The sequence below is a fragment of the Exiguobacterium sp. EF_C8 genome (assembly GCF_054956715.1).
Genome location: NZ_CM143264.1, coordinates 938,342 through 954,623, shown reverse-complemented (window position 1 = coordinate 954,623; position 16,282 = coordinate 938,342). Strand labels below are relative to the sequence as shown.

Genomic DNA, 16,282 nt, shown 5'->3' with positions numbered 1-16,282 from the left:
CCAAAAAGTTCGATTCACTCTTCTGTCTCTTTGTCTCTATTCGGTTTTAAATCGGTTTATGAATTTTCTTTGACGACGCCTTGTGCCACTTTACCAAGAACACCGTTCACAATTTTCGTTGCTTCTTCATCTGCGAACGCCTTCGTCAATTCGATGGCTTCGTTAATCGTTACTCGAACCGGAATGTTCGTTTCGAACAACAATTCGTAGACGGCCAAGCGAAGAATCGTCCGCTCGATGTTTCCAAGTCGCTCGAACGACCAGTTGACGAGTGCTTCTCGAATATGCTGATCAATTGTTTCTTTGTTCGTTTCGACACCGTTCACCAATTGCTCGACGAATGTATCGTATTCCTTACCTTCTACCGCGAATTCAATGGCCTCTTGTGCAGTCAGATCCGAAAGTTCCATTTGGAACAAAGATTGGACTGCGAGTTCGCGTGCCATGTGTCGTTTCATCATGATTTTGCGTGCTCCTTTTTTTGTCGTTCTCAATCAGTTAGTTTAGCACATTCCTCTTTTAAAAAACATAGAGAACGCCAAAAAAAGACGGGAGTTCGTCGCACAAACTCCCGTCCTGATTCAGTTTACGATCGTACCTTTTAACTCACGCTCTGCGAATTTCGTCGTAAATGTACCACGACGGAATACCGGGTGACTGAGAACACGTTCGTGGAACGGGATCGTCGTTTTAACACCTTCGATCCAAAATTCAGCTAGCGCACGTTCCATTTTCGCGCATGCTTCTTCCCGTGTTTCTGCATGAACGATCAACTTTGCAACCATCGAGTCATAGTATGGTGGAATCATATACCCTGGATAGACCGCGCTATCGATGCGCACGCCCATTCCGCCCGGTGTCACATATTGTGTGACACGTCCAGCAGACGGACGGAAATCATGGTCTGGATCTTCGGCATTGATCCGGCACTCAATCGAATGACCATGGAACTTGATATCCTTTTGTTTAACGGCAAGTGGATGATCGAGCGCGACTTGGAGTTGTGCTTGAACGAGATCGAATCCTGTGATCATCTCCGTTACTGGATGTTCCACTTGAATGCGCGTGTTCATCTCCATGAAGAAGAATTCTTCCGTCTCTTCGACGAAGATGAATTCGATCGTTCCAGCTCCTGTATACTGAATCGCTTTTGCTGCTTTTACAGCAGCCTCGCCCATCTTCAACCGTGTCGCTTCACTGACCGCAGGAGATGGTGCTTCCTCAATCAGTTTCTGCATCCGGCGCTGAACGGTACAATCTCGTTCACCGAGATGAATGACATTGCCATGCCGGTCAGCAAGTACCTGTACCTCGACATGGCGGAATTCTTCGATGAAGCGCTCTAAGTATACGTCTCCGTTTCCGAAGGCTTGTTTCGCTTCACGGCGCGTCTCACTTAGACCATTGATCAACTCTTCTTCCGAACGAGCGACCCGAATCCCTTTACCACCGCCACCTGCTGTCGCTTTGATGATGACCGGATAACCGATTTCTTGCGCCAGCGCGACCGCTTCTTCGTCTGTGACCGTTCCATCTGAACCAGGCACGACGGGTACACCGCATTCGATCATCGTCTTTTTCGCGACATCCTTGATCCCCATCTGACGAATCGCATCCGACGTCGGACCAACGAACTTAATCCCACACGCTTCACACATCTCGGCAAAATCGACGTTCTCAGCTAAGAAACCATAACCCGGGTGGATCATCGTGACTTGACGATTTGTTGCGATCGCAAGAATGTTCGTAACGTTTAAGTAGGATGAAGCAGAACTTGCTTCACCGATGCAATATGCCTCATCTGCTAAGCGAACGTGTAACGCTTCCTTATCCGCCGTCGAGTAGACAGCAACGGTTTGTATTCCAAGTTCCTTTGCCGCTCGAATGATGCGGACGGCAATTTCTCCACGGTTGGCAATCAATAATTTTTCCATGCTGTTCACCCCCGCTTACGGACGGATCCGGAAGAGTGGTTGACCAAATTCAACGAGATCTCCATCGGCGACAAGAATCTCGACGACCGTTCCAGATACTTCCGAGTTTAAGTTATTGAAGAGTTTCATTGCTTCAAGGACACAGACGACTTGACCGACTTCGATCTGATCCCCGACTTTGACGTATGCCGGTTTATCCGGATTTGGACGAGAATAGAACGTCCCGACCATTAACGCATTGATTGTGATCGTATCGTCAGCGACTGCTTCTTCTTCAACAGGTGCTGCTGTTTGTTTCACAGGAGCAGGTGTTGCTACCGGTGCAGCGGGTGCTTGGTGTGAGACCGTTACCGTCTCTCCTTGTTTCTTTAACTCCAATTTATACGTATCCGTCTCAAGTGTGAGTTCGTTTACACTCGACTGATCGAGCATTTCGAGTACTTGTTTCAACTGATCGATTTTCATCTGTCATTCTTCCCCCATCTATGCTGTATTCACAATTATTATACCAGGTGCTAATGCCTACTCAAATACTTATATTAACTGGTCATACCATTGGATGCAAGTCACGCTGGATGAAAAAAGACGCCTCTCGACCTAACAAAAGGTGAAAGACGTCTTGTCGTTTCGTTCTTATCCGTTGTAACGACCTGTGAAATCACCTGTACGTGTATCAACCGTTACTTTTTCGCCCGCTTCGATGAAGAGTGGCACTTGAATGATGTGTCCCGTCTCTACTGTCGCGTTTTTCTTGACGTTCGAAGCTGTATCGCCTTTAACGCCCGGCTCCGCTTCAACGATCGTCATGACGACCGTGTTAGGTAATTCAAGACCGAGGATTTCGCCGTTATAAACAGCGATTTGAACTTCCATGTTTTCAAGCAAGTATGGAAGAGCTGCTTCTACTTGTGCCGTCGTCAATTCCAACTGCTCGTAAGATTCTGTATCCATGAAGACATATGTCTCACCCATTGGGTAGAGGTATTGCATCTTGTTACGCTCGATGTGCGCACGCTCGACACGCTCACCGCCGCGGAATGTCATCTCTTGGATGTTCCCGTTACGGATATTACGCATTTTCGTCCGAACGAACGCTGCCCCTTTACCTGGTTTAACATGTTGGAATTCAAGTACTTGCCAAATCATACCGTCTGAAGTTTTGATCGTTAATCCTGTTTTTAAATCGTTTACTGATACCATGAATGGTTCCTCCTAAAATGTCCCGTCACTCTGAATTAGAGAGTGATCAGTTCTTTTGGTGAAGACGAAAGAATTTCTCGACCTGTTTCCGTGATCAAGACGTCATCTTCAATTCGGCATCCGCCGACTTGCGGCACGTAGATACCTGGTTCGACCGTGACGATCATGCCCGGTTCAAGTTTCGTCTCAGAGCGGAAAGATAGACCAGGTCCTTCATGTACTTCTAGACCAATGCCGTGTCCCGTCGAGTGACCGAAGTACTCGCCGTATCCTGCTTCTTTGATGATATCACGCGTCAATGCGTCCGCTTCGATCCCTGTAATACCTGGTTTTAAACCATCAACACCCGCTAGTTGCGCTTGTAAGACTGTATCGTAGATTTTCTGCAATTCAGCATTGATCGGACCGACTGCTACAGTCCGTGTGATATCTGAAACATAACCGTTCAGAAGCGCCCCAAAATCAAGCGTGACAAGTTCGCCTGTCGCAATGACCTTCGAACTGGCAACACCGTGCGGCAAGGCAGAACGATAGCCCGATGCAACAATCGTATCGAAAGAAGAAGACGTCGCTCCATGCTTACGCATGAAGAATTCTAGTTCATTTGATACTTCAAGTTCCGTCCGTCCTGGTTGAATGTACGTCAAGATATGCTGGAAGGTCGCATCTGCGAGCTCCACCGCTTCCTTAATCATCTTAATCTCTGATGAATCCTTAATCAAGCGTAGGTTTTCGATGATTCCCGTCGTCGGAACGAGTTCGATCGAAGAAGCTTGATCATACGCTTCAAAAGCACCGAGTGTCATCGCATCTTTTTCGACGCCGACCGCGCGAACCCGTGCCCCTGCCATCAATTCACCCATTGTCTCTGGAATCGAACGTTCAATTTGGACGATTTCCATTCCTTTGACTTGGTCTGCCGCTTGCTCCGTGTAACGGAAATCCGTCACGAAGTACGCTTGCTCTTCTGTTACAAGACATGCACCGCTTGAACCTGTGAAGCCGGAAATATAACGAATGTTCTCTGCTTTCGTGACGAGTAATCCTGGAAGGTCCCGTTCCTTTAAAGCTGCTTGTAACGCCTCGATCCGTTGTTTCATGATTGATTTCCCCCTTATTCCGATTGTTGTAAAGCTTGGAGTGCTTCTGTTGCCAGACGATATCCCGTCATGCCAAGTCCAGCGATGACCCCCTTGCAGACTGGTGCGATCATCGAATGATGCCGGAAGGATTCACGTGAATGGACATTCGATAGATGGACCTCTATGACGGGTGCTTCGATTGCAGCAATCGCGTCACGTAACGCGATACTCGTATGCGTGTAGGCAGCCGCATTGAAGACGATGCCGTCCGCCCCTCGTTCTTCGTGAAGAACATCAATCAGTCGTCCTTCATGGTTCGATTGCTCGAACCGAAACTGAATGTTCGGAAAATAAGCGCGAAGCTCGTGTTCTAAATCAGCTAACGTTGCCGTTCCGTATGTATCCGGTTCGCGTGTTCCGAGTAAATTCAAGTTTGGTCCGTTTAAAATCAAGACACGCAAAAAAACACCTCCTCGAATTCTTTTTCATTGTATCATAACCCGATTTCCGACTCCTAAAGATTACCTCGTTTTGACGAGTCGAACATAGTTTTTTTGTCGTAAATCAAGTACACTGACGATACACCTAATTTTAATGAAGACGGGATGCGTTCTATTATGAAAACGACTAATCCGCCGGTCGGTGGTCAAGCCATCGTCGAGGGCGTCATGTTCCAAAATGCGACCCATGCGGTCTCTGCGATTCGTCGAAATGATTCGTCGATTGAGACGTTTGCACAACAAAAACCGATTCGACCACGAATCGCCAAAGGAAAACGAATTCCACTCCTGCGCGGTCTCTTTGCATTAATGGAATCTTCAGCGAATGGCGCAAGTCACATGAATTTCGCAAGTGATCGCTACGGCGTCAAACCCGGTGAAGAAGAACCAGAAGAGTCAACGGCTAGTCCATTGACGAAATGGCTCGGAGTGGCTGTCGTCGGAATTCTTTCCTTTTTCTTTGGGAAATTACTCTTTACGCTATTACCTGCTTTCCTTGCGTCTTTGTTTGATGTGTTTCCGCTCTTATCGGGACATGTCGTTCAAAACATCATCGAAGCAGTGATTAAATTAACGTTACTATTTAGTTATCTCTACGTGATTTCTTTGACTCCACTCGTAAAACGACTCTTTCAGTACCATGGCGCTGAGCATAAAGTCATTAACTGTGTCGAGTCCGGACGTCCACTCACCGTCGAAAACGTTCGTGTTAGCAGTCGACTCCATTACCGGTGTGGCTCGAGTTTCTTGATTTTCACCGTCATCGTCGGTTTTTTCGTCTACTTGATCGTCCCAACAGATCCGCTTTGGTTGCGTCTCGTCTGCCGGATTGCTTTATTACCGGTCGTCATCGGTCTCTCATTTGAAGTCTTACAGCTAACGAATAAAGCACAACATATCAAAGGACTTCGTGTTATCGCCTTGCCTGGTCTATGGTTACAGTACTTGACGACGAAAGAACCGGATGATGCTCAAATTGAGGTTGCGATTTATGCGTTTGAAGCCTTAGAAAAACAGGAACATAACCTACATGAGAATGCACTGGGTTAATCGATAACAGGGGTGATATTATGATCAGACAACGCATTGGTTCTACATTCGCACTCGTCGTGTTACTGTTCGCTTTTGTCGGCTTTGGATATAAACTCGTCAATAATCCAAGTAGTCTGTTTTCACAATTGCTGTTCTTCGGCATTACTGCCGGGATCATCTTCTTACTCTTTAAGTTCCTGACTCGTAATCGAAGCGTCGGAAACGGTACGAACGCACAGTACCGTAAATCGGTCGCTCAATCCAAAAAAATGCATGGTCCTTCGAATTCTGTTCGCCGGACAGACTTCAAGAAAAAACCAGTCAAGTCTTCGAAAGCACCTGCATCGAATAAAGTCAGACCGTTACGTGATCGTTCGAAAGCGCCTCATCTGACGGTCATTGAAGGAAAAAAAGGCAAAAAGAAAAAACGTGCTTTTTAATGTTGAAAGCATATTAATTAAGGAGGTTCGTCGCCTATGACGAACCTCCTTATTTTTCACTCCGTTTCGACCCAACCGATGTAAGGAAGATTGCGGTATTCTTCAGCACAATCAATCCCGTACCCGACAACAAAGTAATCCGGAATCTCGAACCCGACATAGTCCGCATCGAGTTCTACTTCACGACGTGCCGGTTTATCAAGTAACGTACACACCTTCAGGACGCCTGGCTGATGCAATTTCATATGATCACATAGGAAATGAAGCGTCCGTCCTGTATCAATGATATCTTCGATGACGACGACATATTTTCCTTGAACATCGAGATCGAGGTCCTTCTTCAATTGAACACGACCTGAAGAAACGGTCTTTGTACCATAAGAAGAGCACGCGACCGTATCAATTTGGACGCTTCCTTTGATTTCGCGCATCAAATCCGCAGCAAAAACCATCGATCCTTTCAATACGACGACGAGAACGATTTGACGTCCTGCCGCATCTGCTTCGATCTGCTGTGCTAACTCACGAACTTTTTCTTTCAGTTGTGATTCCGACACTAACTTTTCTTTAATCGTGATTTCCATGACAAGGTGCGAACACCCGTCACCCCCTTCGTCCATTTTCAGGATCAGTATAGCACAGCTACCTCATAATGCGTACTTTATCATGAAATTATAATAGATTGTTCGTGTTTAAGTGTATCTAATAAGAAATTATATAAAAAAACAAGCCTCAATCCTCTGGATGGGCTTGTTGATAGCGATGTAACTCTTCTTTCAGACCAGGACGTTCCGCAAAGAACTGAATCATCCCATTGATTTTATCCAATGCTTCGATGCTAATATGGTGTTCGATTCCTTCGACATCCTTGTAAATCAATTCCTCATCCACACCAACAAGACGAAGAAAATCTTCAAGCAATGCATGTCGTTCTACAAGACGCTTCCCAATCTTACGTCCTTTAGGCGTCAACATGAGCCCCCGATATTTTTCATAAACGAGATAGGTCTCGCGGTCGAGCTTTTGTACCATCTTCGTCACAGACGAAGGATGTACACCTAATGACTCCGCAATATCCGATACACGGGCATATCCCTTATCTTCAATCAACTTATAAATTTGTTCCAAATAATCTTCCATACTCGGAGTTGGCACGACATCACCTTCCCATTTCATTCATTAGCGTTTCCAGTTCCACTCATCACTACGGTATTTCTCGGCAAGACGCTCAATCTCCTGCCACTGCTCACTAGTGAATGTCAACGGAACGAACGACAAATCAAGTGCTTCTTCAAACCCTTTCGTGAACGCTCCTCTTACTTCGTCAAATGCTACAGCACGACCTGCTAACTCGTTCAGAGCGACAGCCTTTCCTGAAAAACGAGCCTTCATCCGCTCACGCGTCGACTCATCATCGTACAAGAAGCAATCAAACAGTTCGCCTTCATCAACAGAGAGTGGAACAGAACCATGCTGTAAGACGACGCCTTGATGACGGACTTGTGCACTTCCGGCGACTTTTCGTTTACCGACAGCGAGTTCATAATACGATGCTGCATCAAAACAGACAGCCGATTTCGGCTTCCGTAATTCTTCTTTTTCCTCTTCCGTCAATGGAACTGAAAATTCGACTGGAATGCCGAGGTGATGGTATCCCTTGCGAATCCCTTCCGTCAACATTCGGTAACTTTCGATGACCGTGCGTGGTAACCCTTCTGTATCTTCAGGAATGACGATACTGTATGTCAACTCGTCTGCATGCAAGACAGCTCGCCCTCCTGTCATCCGACGCACGATCGGAATGCCGAGCTCCGCAATCCGCTTTCGATCGATATCACGGGTTGCTCGTTGGAAATGACCAATACTTAATCCACGTGGTTCCCATGAGTAAAAACGAAGCGTCGGTGCGATCTCCCCCCGCCCGACGAACTGAATTAATGCTTCATCGATTGCCATGTTCATTGCCGGCTCCATTGCCGGCGTCGTCAATACTTGCCACTCTCTGTTCACTTCAGCACCCCCAAAACGTTTCCGTATTAGTGTATCAAACCCTTTCTCGGTCGCGCAATCACGAGTCGATTGCCGAAATCGATTTCGTTGACTATAATGAAACAGAGGTTAAACGAACGAAGGGGTTGGAAGTCGAATATGGAAACTGGAACTATCGTTACGATCGTACTATGGGTCGCGCTGATCGCCTACATCGCTTGGCGTTTCATGCCGGTCAAAGGTATCACGAAATTGTCACAGGAAGAATTCCGTGCGAACTATCGCAAAGCACAAATCGTCGATGTCCGCGAGACACAGGAATTCAAAGGTGGACACATCGTTGGTGCTCGTAATATCCCGGTCAGCCAAATGAAGATGCGCTCGAAGGAATTACGGAAAGATATGCCGATTTACTTGTACTGCCAAGGTAGCATGCGTTCTTCACAGGCTGCAAAAGTTTTGAAAAAAGCAGGCTATACGAATCTGTATCAATTAAAAGGCGGATTCAAGCAGTGGTCAGGAAAAATCAAACGGAGCTGATGCTTCGTTCATCGCAAAAAAAGGATCCCTCCGGAAGGAGAGATCCTTTTTTTATGGTTCTTGCTTATACATGTACTTCTTGTTTTGGTTCATAGCGTAAGACGGGCTTGCGAGCAGCAAGTGTCTCGTCCATCCGTTTGACGACCGTCGTGTGTGGGGCGTTCAAAACGACATCCGGTGTCTCTTCGACCTCTTTTGCAATCTGGAGCATCGCATCACAGAAGGCGTCGAGTGTTTCTTTCGATTCCGTTTCCGTCGGTTCGATCATGATACACTCCTCGACGTTCAACGGGAAGTAGATCGTTGGTGGATGGTATCCAAAGTCAAGCAGACGTTTAGCGATATCAAGCGTCCGGACACCTAATGCTTTTTGACGTTTACCCGACAAGACGAATTCGTGCTTGCAATAGACGTCGTATGGCGCGTCATACGCACCTTTGAGACGAGCCAACATATAGTTCGCATTCAAGACCGCTTCTTTCGAGACGCGAGCGAGACCTGCCCCACCCATCGTCCGAATATAGCTATAGGCACGAACGTTGATGCCGAAGTTACCGTAGAATGGTTTGACGCGACCGATCGCTTCCGGGCGATCGTAGTCGAGGACATAACGCTCTTCTTCTTTGCGGACGATTGGTTTCGGTAAATACGGAATCAAATCTTGTTTGACCCCTACTGGACCCGATCCTGGTCCGCCGCCACCGTGCGGTCCTGTGAACGTCTTATGCAAGTTCAAGTGGACGACATCAAAGCCCATGTCCCCTGGACGAGCAATGCCCATGATCGCATTCGAGTTCGCACCATCATAGTACAGTTTTCCACCCGCCTCGTGAACCGCTTGTGCGATTTCGACGATATCCGACTCAAACAAACCGAGCGTGTTGGGATTCGTCAACATGAGTGCCGCTGTATCGTCACCGACTTTTTTCTTTAAGTCTGCTAGATCAACGAGACCACGTTCATCCGATAAGACCGTCACGGTATCAAATCCAGCGACTGATGCCGATGCCGGGTTCGTTCCGTGTGCCGAGTCCGGTACGAGGACTTTCGTCCGTTTAAAGTCACCACGTGCATGGTGGTAGGCCTTAATCAACATCAAGCCTGTCCACTCACCGTGTGCTCCCGCCGCCGGCTGGAGCGTCACTTCATCCATTCCTGTGATGACCGCGAGTTTTTCTTGCAGATCATACATTAAACCGAGTGCCCCTTGAACACTTTCGACTGGTTGAAGCGGGTGAATGTGTGCAAACCCAGGGAGGCGCGCCATATCTTCATTGATTTTCGGATTGTATTTCATCGTACATGAACCAAGTGGATAGAATCCAGAATCCACACCATGGTTACGGTTCGAAAGTGCCGTGTAGTGACGGACGAGATCCAGTTCAGATACTTCCGGTAGTGCCACGTCTTCCTTCCGTAACATCGAGGTCGGTAACAATTCTTCTACTGCCACCTCATCGACAGTCGGTAACGGTAAGCTATAGGCGATACGACCCGGTTTAGAAATTTCAAAGATCAATGTTTGCTCATTCATGTGTGAGTCCCCCTAACGCTGTCACGAATTGATCCAACTCTTCATTCGTCCGTAATTCCGTTGCACAAACAAGCATTTCATTCTGACGTGCCGCGTCATAAGCGCCTAACGGCAAACCGCCGATGATCCCGTGATCGAGCAATTGTTGACTCGCACGTGTTGCATCGATCGGTAGCGTAACGACGAATTCATTGAAGCTCGGTCCATCGTCAACGATCGTAAAGCCAGCCTGTTTCAGCTTTTGTTTTAAGGCATGTGCCGTTTGCAAGTTGCGTGTCGCGAGTTCTCGGATTCCCCGTTTTCCGAGTGCACTCATCGCAATCGAAGCAGCGAGTGCATTCAACGCTTGGTTCGAACAGATGTTAGATGTCGCCTTGTCACGGCGAATGTGTTGTTCACGTGCTTGTAACGTCAGAACGAAACCGCGTTTCCCATTCTCATCGACGGTCTGCCCAACGAGACGTCCCGGAATCTTACGCATCAACGCTTTTGTCGTCGTGAAATAACCACACGTCGGTCCACCAAAACTTTGTGGAATTCCGAACGGTTGGCAGTCTCCGATCGTTATGTCAGCGCCAAGTTTACCTGGTGCTTCTAAGATACCGAGTGCCAGTGGATTCGCAGAGACGATGAACAGCGCACCACGAGCATGAGTCGCATCGGCCAATGCTTGTAGTTCTTCGACACGACCGTAGAAGTTCGGATACTGCACGATGACACAGGCAACGTCTTCGATTGCATCGAGTTGATCGATCCGTGTGACACCTTGCTCAAGCGCCAACGTCTCGACGTTTAGTCCTGGACCGTTCGCATACGTCCGAACGACATCGTGCGCTTCCGGGTGAACGCCGTCTGAAAGAACGATCGTCTTTTTCTTCGTATGGGCACACGCAAGCATAGCCGCTTCCGCTAACGCCGTAATACCGTCATACATCGACGAGTTCGCGACGTCCATCCCTGTCAATTCACAAATCATCGATTGGAATTCAAAAATCGCTTGCAGCTCACCTTGCGAAATTTCTGGCTGATATGGTGTATAGGCAGTGTAAAACTCTGAGCGCAGTAACATATGGTTGACGACAGCAGGTGCATAATGATCATAGATGCCTGCGCCAAGGAACGATGGATATTGTTTCGTATTCATGTTTTGGTCGGCAAGCTTCGATAGCGTCCGAATCAAATCTGTTTCCGGAAGTGGCCCACCGACTTCTTCCAATGTACCGTTATCACGGACGGATGCCGGGATATCAGCAAGTAAATCTTCGATCGATGCTGCACCGATCGTCTGTAACATCGCCTGCTCATCTTCTGCTGTCATTGGTAAATAACGAAAATCCATAGAAATATCCCCCTTATTTCGTGCGACGATAAAACGGTGTCGCTGTTCGTTTCGCTGCTAAACGTTTTCCGCGTACTTCTACTTCAAATTGTTCTTGTTCCGCTACTTCTGCAGGAACGAGTGCCCAAGCAATCGCTTTTCCGACTGTCGGCGGCAACGTACCTGTCGTCACCACACCAACGACTTCCCCGTCATGCCAAACCGGTGCATCTTGACGCGCAATCCCTTTATCGAGTAATTCAAGACCGATCAAGCGCCGCGGTGCTCCTTGTTCTTTCTGTTGCAACAAGACTTCCGAACCAACGAACGGTTTGACTTGTGGTTTGACCGCAAAGCCCATTCCCGCTTCGATTGGTGAAATCGTTGCTGATAATTCATGTCCATAAAGAGGAAGACATGCCTCAAACCGTAATGTGTCACGTGCCCCGAGCCCGCATGGCACGACACCTTGCTCAAGTAGTGCTTGCCAGACAGCAGGTGCGTCACCAGCTGCCATGTAGAGTTCGAACCCATCTTCCCCTGTATACCCACTGCGTGAGACGATCATTTCCACTCCTGCAACCGTCCCCTGTTGGAACTTGAAAAATCCGATCTCTGATAAGACAAGTGGTGTCATGCCGGAAAGGATGGCTTCCGCACGTGGTCCTTGGACAGCAATTTGACCATATTGTTCCGATTGATTCTCAAGCGTGACGTCCCCTGTTAGATAGTGACGTAAATGTTGTTCGTCTTTTTCAATGTTCGAAGCATTGACGACGAGAAGATAGTCCGTTTCTGCCAAACGATAGACGAGTAAATCATCCACTGTCCCACCGTCTTCTTGGCATAAGACGTTATATTGCGCTTGCCCCACCGCAATCTTCGAAATATCGTTCGATAATGTAGCTTGTAAAAACGTCAGAGCATCCGGTCCGCTGACGAACAGTTCTCCCATGTGCGAGACATCGAACATGCCGACGTTCTCCCTTACTGCAACGTGTTCTTCTTTAATCGAGGAAAACAAAACTGGCATTTCAAATCCCGCAAAATCCACCATCTTACCGGTTTGCGAAACCGTTTCGAATAACGGTGTTCTTTTCAATGTCGTTTGACTCATACAAATCCCCCTATTTACGAACATTTTTACTCTCTCTTCTCTTTAATGTTCCATTTTCAAATCCATCTTACCAATTAAAATCATAATTATCTAGTATTATTCGGAAAAAGGAACATACGAAAAAGAGAGAAAGGACCCTGTCCCTTCTCTCCTATTGTTTCATATTCTTCCCATGAAAGCCATTTCAAAATTGTTTGATTCCGGCAGTTCGTTTGATTTCTTCTTGAAGTCGTCGCCCTTCCGTCACCAATTGGCTCGCTCCTTGCTTCACACGATTTCCTTCTTCGGTGATCCGGTTGATGTTCCCTTTGATTTGATCGATTCGGTGCGTTGTATGATCGATGTTCGTCTGCAAGGTTTTCTGACGAATCGTAAAGCGCTCCATCAATTGCTTTAATTGTTGAATATCCTGAGATAGCTTCTTTTTGTAAAGAATGAATCCGAACAACACAAGTCCTACGATGGACAATAAAATAATACCTAACGTAATCCAAATCATGACTTTTCCTCCAATACAGTTTCAATCGCATGAACCAACCCTTCGATTGATGTCGTTCCTTCAATGCGAACAGTGGCAACTCCAGCATACAAAGAATAGCGACGATCGAATAAATGCTTCACCTGTTCCCGTTCTGTCACGAGTGGACGATTCGAGTCAGAAGCAATCCGTTTCCAGATGACATCAAAAGGCGTATCAATCCAAATGACTGTCCCTGCCTTTTTCATGAACAGTCGGTTCTCTTCTCGTTCGACGATTCCACCACCCGTGACGACTACTTCCGCGTTGCTGTTCCTTAACAATTCGCTCTCGTGTGTACGAAACCCTGCTTCGCCATGCTCAGCAAAAAAAGAAGGAATCGTTTGTCCATGTTTCTGTTCGAAGTGTTCATCCAATTCGTCGACCGTGTATCGTCCACGTAATCGATGTCCGACGGCTGATTTACCAGTTCCCATAAAGCCAATCAAATAAACCTTACTCATGTGTAACGACCGCCTCGATTCTTTGACCATTATCTAATCTCGCTTCCATTTTAAAGCCTTTATCGGTCACTGTACAGCTGACTTGTCCGATTGGATAGCGGAGGGTCTCATCCTTCGTACAATCTGCTTTTGCCGCGCGGATGAGAGATTCGAGTTGTAGTGCTTCTTGTTCCAACTGATGATGGCGCATTTCTTCGTCAATTTGCTGACAAGCGATTAAGAGCACGACTCCCATTCCCAGAAGTAACAGTAAGGTCTGAATCAAGATGAATCCGTCTTGACGCATCGGAAGGAACGTTTGCTGTCGTTCAACTGAATTGAGAGGATCTCGGCAGTGCTTGTCACAGTGTATTGTTTGACATCGCGAGCGTATGTCAGTTCACCTCCTTGTTCTTTCTTGAGGCGTAGTTGATCCTGCACACGGACGAGACGCCATTTCTCAGCCGTCTCTCCCGGATTAACGTCCATTCCGCGAATCTCATCTCCAACGCGTTCACACATCGTACTCCGCCACATGAGCCGTTCTACGGTATGAAAGAACAGTTCCTCATTCATTCGATTGACTTCCGGTGGGCGAACGAGTGGTGTCAGCGTCAAAATCGCCAACAGGAGCAACGGACTGATCCACAGGACGAACGATAGTTCGAGGAGGGTCATTCCGGATTCTGCTCGCAAGACATGTCGTTTCATTGCACCACGCTCCTTGCTTCAGAACATAGGACACTGTTCGGTTTTCAACTTGATCCGTCGCCATCTGCTCAAGCTGTTTCGTCTCTTGTTCCCATTTGATTTGTTTCGTTCGTAAATCGAGATAAGGATCGATCGCTAGCATCATGAAGACACCCATCGCAACGATAGAGAGAATCACTTCGAGCAAAGAGAAACCCGCTTGTCGTTTGTCCTGCATACTTCTCACCTCACTTTACGGATTGCCATTTGATAGTTCCCAAGTAAGAATTTAATTTCATACTCGGCTGTTGCCGAACGGCAAGACCACGTCGCTGCATAAATCGAGTGATAGCTCTTAAAGTAGATGATGCGGTTTGACGGGGGAACGGCACATGTATGCCCATTCTGGAACGTTCGTTGCCATAACAGCCGGTCATCCGCAAGTACAAGGTATCCTGTCCCGTCTCCTCGAAATCGAAACTGCATCAATGCTTGATCTTGTTTCGAGTACTGCATGAGCCGAAGCGTCTGAATATCTTGTTCCATTAGACGAACCTCTTGTTCAAGCGGAATCCAGTCCGGTCGTTTTTCAAATAGTGCCGGCAACAACAAAACAAGTAAACAAGCAATGATTGTCAGTACCGCCGTCATCTCAAATAAGGTAAATCCTTGTTCACTTCGTAAGTTCGCCAGTCTTCGGATCATACGTATACGTCTCCTGATCACAGACGAGGGCATTCGGTTTATCGGCGGTTCCCCGATTGATCGTCTGGAGCGATTCTGGGTACTTTTTCTCTTTGGCGTAATACAAATTGACCTCCGAACGAATGACTCGAATGTTCGCCTCACAACTTACACCTTTCGCCTGATCCTTTCCACTTGTCATCGTTGGAATCAAAACGAGCAGTAACAACGAAATGATCAATAAGACGGCTGCCATCTCCAGTAAAGTGAATCCGTCCTGTCGTTTTAAGAATTGTTTCATCGTATCGTCTCCTCTGTTTAAAATGGAAGCTGCTGTATCGCTAGCTGAATCGGATAATATAAGATGAGAAACAACGTTCCTGTCATGATCGTCAATCCCCCGTACAAAATCGGCTCGATCCATAACAACTTTTTCTCTAACTCCTCTTCCATCGACTCATGCAAGAGCGTCGCTTGTTCAAGCAACAACGGACCAAGATCTCCACTTTCTCGCGCTAAATGGACTATTCCAATCGTCTCGGCTTCGATGATCTCATCTTCGCCAAGCGCTTCTGCAAGTGGTTCCCCCGCCTGTTGTTTAGCATGCAAACGAGCGTACAAATGACCTTTTTTATTCGCTTGTCCTTGCTCTAGATGACGAAAGGTCTCTTCGAGCGAAAAGCCAGCATCGATAAACGATCCTACTTCGATCGTGAATAAATAGCTGTAGTAGAGACGAATCAAACGCTGTAACGGTTTCAGTCGTAAAATACGGTTTAATGGAAAGAAGCGAAAGAAGAGGTAACCGGAGGTTAACAAAATAACGGGAATACTTGCGAGCATATATTTCGCAGAGGGGTGAAGAAGAAGATGAAGAAATGAGGGGAGAGTTTTCGGGTCCGACATCTCGAGGAGAGATGGAAATACGTAGAGGGCGTAAAAGAAGAACAGCAGGAATAGACTGGTCGCTAGAACAAGCGGATATCGGATCATCTTCCAAAACTTCGATCGCATTTCTGTTTCGAGGTCGAGCAGTTTCACGATTTGGCGAAGAACAAGCAATGGTCGCTCTGTCCTTTCTCCAACAAAAAGAAGTCGTTTTAAGGTATTCGTTAACGCAAGCGGTTCAAGGGATGCTGCAAAGGAGTCTCCTTTTTCAAGACGTTGCTCCATTTCTCCGACCACTTCCGAGAACGGATGACGCTCGAATCGTTTTAAAATGAGTAGCGTCTCTTTCGCGGAAATTCCTTTTGATAACAAGC

General features: G+C 47.0%; 22 protein-coding genes. 3 read left to right on the top strand and 19 right to left on the bottom strand.

The window, feature by feature from the left end:
- Window positions 1–56: 56 nt before the first annotated feature.
- From nusB to aroQ, 6 genes are all read right to left on the bottom strand, one after another.
- Entirely contained in the window at window positions 57–458 is a 402-nt protein-coding gene (nusB, locus tag ACY2IG_RS04950; protein ID WP_035409747.1) for a transcription antitermination factor NusB, read from the bottom strand.
- A 123-nt stretch (window positions 459–581) separates the two neighbouring features.
- Window positions 582–1,934: an acetyl-CoA carboxylase biotin carboxylase subunit gene (gene accC / locus ACY2IG_RS04945; protein WP_035409099.1), complete on the bottom strand. Its 1,353-nt coding sequence runs from the start codon at window positions 1,932–1,934 to the stop codon at window positions 582–584.
- A gap of 15 nt (window positions 1,935–1,949) precedes the next feature.
- Complete coding sequence (accB, locus tag ACY2IG_RS04940; RefSeq protein WP_035409101.1) at window positions 1,950–2,399, bottom strand: acetyl-CoA carboxylase biotin carboxyl carrier protein; 450 nt, start codon at window positions 2,397–2,399, stop codon at window positions 1,950–1,952.
- 168 nt (window positions 2,400–2,567) lie between these two features.
- Window positions 2,568–3,134, bottom strand: coding sequence for an elongation factor P (gene efp, locus ACY2IG_RS04935; protein ID WP_023467577.1), 567 nt, complete (start codon window positions 3,132–3,134; stop codon window positions 2,568–2,570).
- A gap of 35 nt (window positions 3,135–3,169) precedes the next feature.
- Window positions 3,170–4,234 (bottom strand): M24 family metallopeptidase, encoded by a 1,065-nt coding sequence (locus ACY2IG_RS04930; RefSeq protein ID WP_035409103.1) that lies wholly within the window; start codon window positions 4,232–4,234, stop codon window positions 3,170–3,172.
- A gap of 14 nt (window positions 4,235–4,248) precedes the next feature.
- Entirely contained in the window at window positions 4,249–4,677 is a 429-nt protein-coding gene (gene aroQ / locus ACY2IG_RS04925; protein ID WP_035409105.1) for a type II 3-dehydroquinate dehydratase, read from the bottom strand.
- 156 nt (window positions 4,678–4,833) lie between these two features.
- On the opposite strand from aroQ, the gene ACY2IG_RS04920 reads away from it, so the two are divergent.
- Window positions 4,834–5,766, top strand: a complete 933-nt coding sequence (locus ACY2IG_RS04920) for a DUF1385 domain-containing protein (RefSeq protein WP_290773365.1) — start codon at window positions 4,834–4,836, stop codon at window positions 5,764–5,766.
- 20 nt (window positions 5,767–5,786) lie between these two features.
- Window positions 5,787–6,188 carry an SA1362 family protein gene (locus tag ACY2IG_RS04915; RefSeq protein ID WP_035409109.1) on the top strand — a complete coding sequence of 134 codons (402 nt, stop codon included), beginning with the start codon at window positions 5,787–5,789 and terminating at the stop codon, window positions 6,186–6,188.
- 56 nt (window positions 6,189–6,244) lie between these two features.
- Here ACY2IG_RS04915 and hpt read toward each other — a convergent pair whose 3' ends face one another.
- The 3 genes from hpt to ACY2IG_RS04900 all read right to left on the bottom strand — a co-directional run bounded on the left by hpt (window position 6,245) and on the right by ACY2IG_RS04900 (window position 8,198).
- A complete protein-coding gene (gene hpt / locus ACY2IG_RS04910; protein ID WP_035409112.1) occupies window positions 6,245–6,772 on the bottom strand; it encodes a hypoxanthine phosphoribosyltransferase in 528 nt (175 codons plus the stop codon).
- A 148-nt stretch (window positions 6,773–6,920) separates the two neighbouring features.
- Complete coding sequence (mntR, locus tag ACY2IG_RS04905; protein WP_035398709.1) at window positions 6,921–7,343, bottom strand: transcriptional regulator MntR; 423 nt, start codon at window positions 7,341–7,343, stop codon at window positions 6,921–6,923.
- A 24-nt stretch (window positions 7,344–7,367) separates the two neighbouring features.
- On the bottom strand, window positions 7,368–8,198 hold the full coding sequence (locus ACY2IG_RS04900; protein ID WP_035409114.1) for a lipoate--protein ligase family protein: 831 nt from the start codon (window positions 8,196–8,198) through the stop codon (window positions 7,368–7,370).
- A gap of 138 nt (window positions 8,199–8,336) precedes the next feature.
- On the opposite strand from ACY2IG_RS04900, the gene ACY2IG_RS04895 reads away from it, so the two are divergent.
- Entirely contained in the window at window positions 8,337–8,717 is a 381-nt protein-coding gene (locus ACY2IG_RS04895; protein ID WP_035409116.1) for a rhodanese-like domain-containing protein, read from the top strand.
- A 64-nt stretch (window positions 8,718–8,781) separates the two neighbouring features.
- On the opposite strand, the gene gcvPB is transcribed toward ACY2IG_RS04895, so the two are convergent.
- The 10 genes from gcvPB to ACY2IG_RS04845 form a co-directional block, all read right to left on the bottom strand.
- On the bottom strand, window positions 8,782–10,251 hold the full coding sequence (gcvPB, locus tag ACY2IG_RS04890) for an aminomethyl-transferring glycine dehydrogenase subunit GcvPB (RefSeq protein WP_035409117.1): 1,470 nt from the start codon (window positions 10,249–10,251) through the stop codon (window positions 8,782–8,784).
- Window positions 10,244–11,590 carry an aminomethyl-transferring glycine dehydrogenase subunit GcvPA gene (gene gcvPA / locus ACY2IG_RS04885; protein WP_462618418.1) on the bottom strand — a complete coding sequence of 449 codons (1,347 nt, stop codon included), beginning with the start codon at window positions 11,588–11,590 and terminating at the stop codon, window positions 10,244–10,246. Before gcvPA ends, gcvPB begins: the two co-directional genes overlap by 8 nt.
- Window positions 11,591–11,603: 13 nt before the next feature.
- Entirely contained in the window at window positions 11,604–12,686 is a 1,083-nt protein-coding gene (gene gcvT / locus ACY2IG_RS04880) for a glycine cleavage system aminomethyltransferase GcvT (protein WP_023467566.1), read from the bottom strand.
- 184 nt (window positions 12,687–12,870) lie between these two features.
- On the bottom strand, window positions 12,871–13,185 hold the full coding sequence (locus ACY2IG_RS04875) for a hypothetical protein (protein WP_462618417.1): 315 nt from the start codon (window positions 13,183–13,185) through the stop codon (window positions 12,871–12,873).
- Window positions 13,182–13,667 carry a shikimate kinase gene (locus ACY2IG_RS04870; protein ID WP_056060203.1) on the bottom strand — a complete coding sequence of 162 codons (486 nt, stop codon included), beginning with the start codon at window positions 13,665–13,667 and terminating at the stop codon, window positions 13,182–13,184. Before ACY2IG_RS04870 ends, ACY2IG_RS04875 begins: the two co-directional genes overlap by 4 nt.
- Window positions 13,660–13,953, bottom strand: a complete 294-nt coding sequence (locus ACY2IG_RS04865) for a hypothetical protein (protein WP_035409126.1) — start codon at window positions 13,951–13,953, stop codon at window positions 13,660–13,662. Before ACY2IG_RS04865 ends, ACY2IG_RS04870 begins: the two co-directional genes overlap by 8 nt.
- A gap of 261 nt (window positions 13,954–14,214) precedes the next feature.
- Window positions 14,215–14,574 carry a type II secretion system protein gene (locus tag ACY2IG_RS04860; RefSeq protein ID WP_290748910.1) on the bottom strand — a complete coding sequence of 120 codons (360 nt, stop codon included), beginning with the start codon at window positions 14,572–14,574 and terminating at the stop codon, window positions 14,215–14,217.
- Window positions 14,575–14,579: 5 nt separating this feature from the next.
- Complete coding sequence (locus ACY2IG_RS04855; protein WP_035409128.1) at window positions 14,580–15,041, bottom strand: prepilin-type N-terminal cleavage/methylation domain-containing protein; 462 nt, start codon at window positions 15,039–15,041, stop codon at window positions 14,580–14,582.
- A complete protein-coding gene (locus ACY2IG_RS04850) occupies window positions 15,010–15,321 on the bottom strand; it encodes a competence type IV pilus major pilin ComGC (RefSeq protein WP_023467559.1) in 312 nt (103 codons plus the stop codon). Before ACY2IG_RS04850 ends, ACY2IG_RS04855 begins: the two co-directional genes overlap by 32 nt.
- A 17-nt stretch (window positions 15,322–15,338) precedes the next feature.
- Window positions 15,339–16,280: a type II secretion system F family protein gene (locus tag ACY2IG_RS04845; RefSeq protein WP_056060200.1), complete on the bottom strand. Its 942-nt coding sequence runs from the start codon at window positions 16,278–16,280 to the stop codon at window positions 15,339–15,341.
- Window positions 16,281–16,282: the final 2 nt, after the last annotated feature.

Bases quoted from the DNA above. Each gene is read 5' to 3' on its own strand.
- nusB (WP_035409747.1), bottom strand. From the start codon at position 458: ATGAAACGACACATGGCACGCGAACTCGCAGTCCAATCTTTGTTCCAA.
- accC (WP_035409099.1), bottom strand. From the start codon at position 1,934: ATGGAAAAATTATTGATTGCCAACCGTGGAGAAATTGCCGTCCGCATC.
- accB (WP_035409101.1), bottom strand. From the start codon at position 2,399: ATGAAAATCGATCAGTTGAAACAAGTACTCGAAATGCTCGATCAGTCG.
- efp (WP_023467577.1), bottom strand. From the start codon at position 3,134: ATGGTATCAGTAAACGATTTAAAAACAGGATTAACGATCAAAACTTCA.
- ACY2IG_RS04930 (WP_035409103.1), bottom strand. From the start codon at position 4,234: ATGAAACAACGGATCGAGGCGTTACAAGCAGCTTTAAAGGAACGGGAC.
- ACY2IG_RS04920 (WP_290773365.1), top strand. From the start codon at position 4,834: ATGAAAACGACTAATCCGCCGGTCGGTGGTCAAGCCATCGTCGAGGGC.
- ACY2IG_RS04915 (WP_035409109.1), top strand. From the start codon at position 5,787: ATGATCAGACAACGCATTGGTTCTACATTCGCACTCGTCGTGTTACTG.
- hpt (WP_035409112.1), bottom strand. From the start codon at position 6,772: ATGGAAATCACGATTAAAGAAAAGTTAGTGTCGGAATCACAACTGAAA.
- ACY2IG_RS04895 (WP_035409116.1), top strand. From the start codon at position 8,337: ATGGAAACTGGAACTATCGTTACGATCGTACTATGGGTCGCGCTGATC.
- gcvPB (WP_035409117.1), bottom strand. From the start codon at position 10,251: ATGAATGAGCAAACATTGATCTTTGAAATTTCTAAACCGGGTCGTATC.
- gcvPA (WP_462618418.1), bottom strand. From the start codon at position 11,590: ATGGATTTTCGTTATTTACCAATGACAGCAGAAGATGAGCAGGCGATG.
- gcvT (WP_023467566.1), bottom strand. From the start codon at position 12,686: ATGAGTCAAACGACATTGAAAAGAACACCGTTATTCGAAACGGTTTCG.
- ACY2IG_RS04875 (WP_462618417.1), bottom strand. From the start codon at position 13,185: ATGATTTGGATTACGTTAGGTATTATTTTATTGTCCATCGTAGGACTT.
- ACY2IG_RS04870 (WP_056060203.1), bottom strand. From the start codon at position 13,667: ATGAGTAAGGTTTATTTGATTGGCTTTATGGGAACTGGTAAATCAGCC.
- ACY2IG_RS04865 (WP_035409126.1), bottom strand. From the start codon at position 13,953: ATGCGTCAAGACGGATTCATCTTGATTCAGACCTTACTGTTACTTCTG.
- ACY2IG_RS04860 (WP_290748910.1), bottom strand. From the start codon at position 14,574: ATGCAGGACAAACGACAAGCGGGTTTCTCTTTGCTCGAAGTGATTCTC.
- ACY2IG_RS04855 (WP_035409128.1), bottom strand. From the start codon at position 15,041: ATGATCCGAAGACTGGCGAACTTACGAAGTGAACAAGGATTTACCTTA.
- ACY2IG_RS04850 (WP_023467559.1), bottom strand. From the start codon at position 15,321: ATGAAACAATTCTTAAAACGACAGGACGGATTCACTTTACTGGAGATG.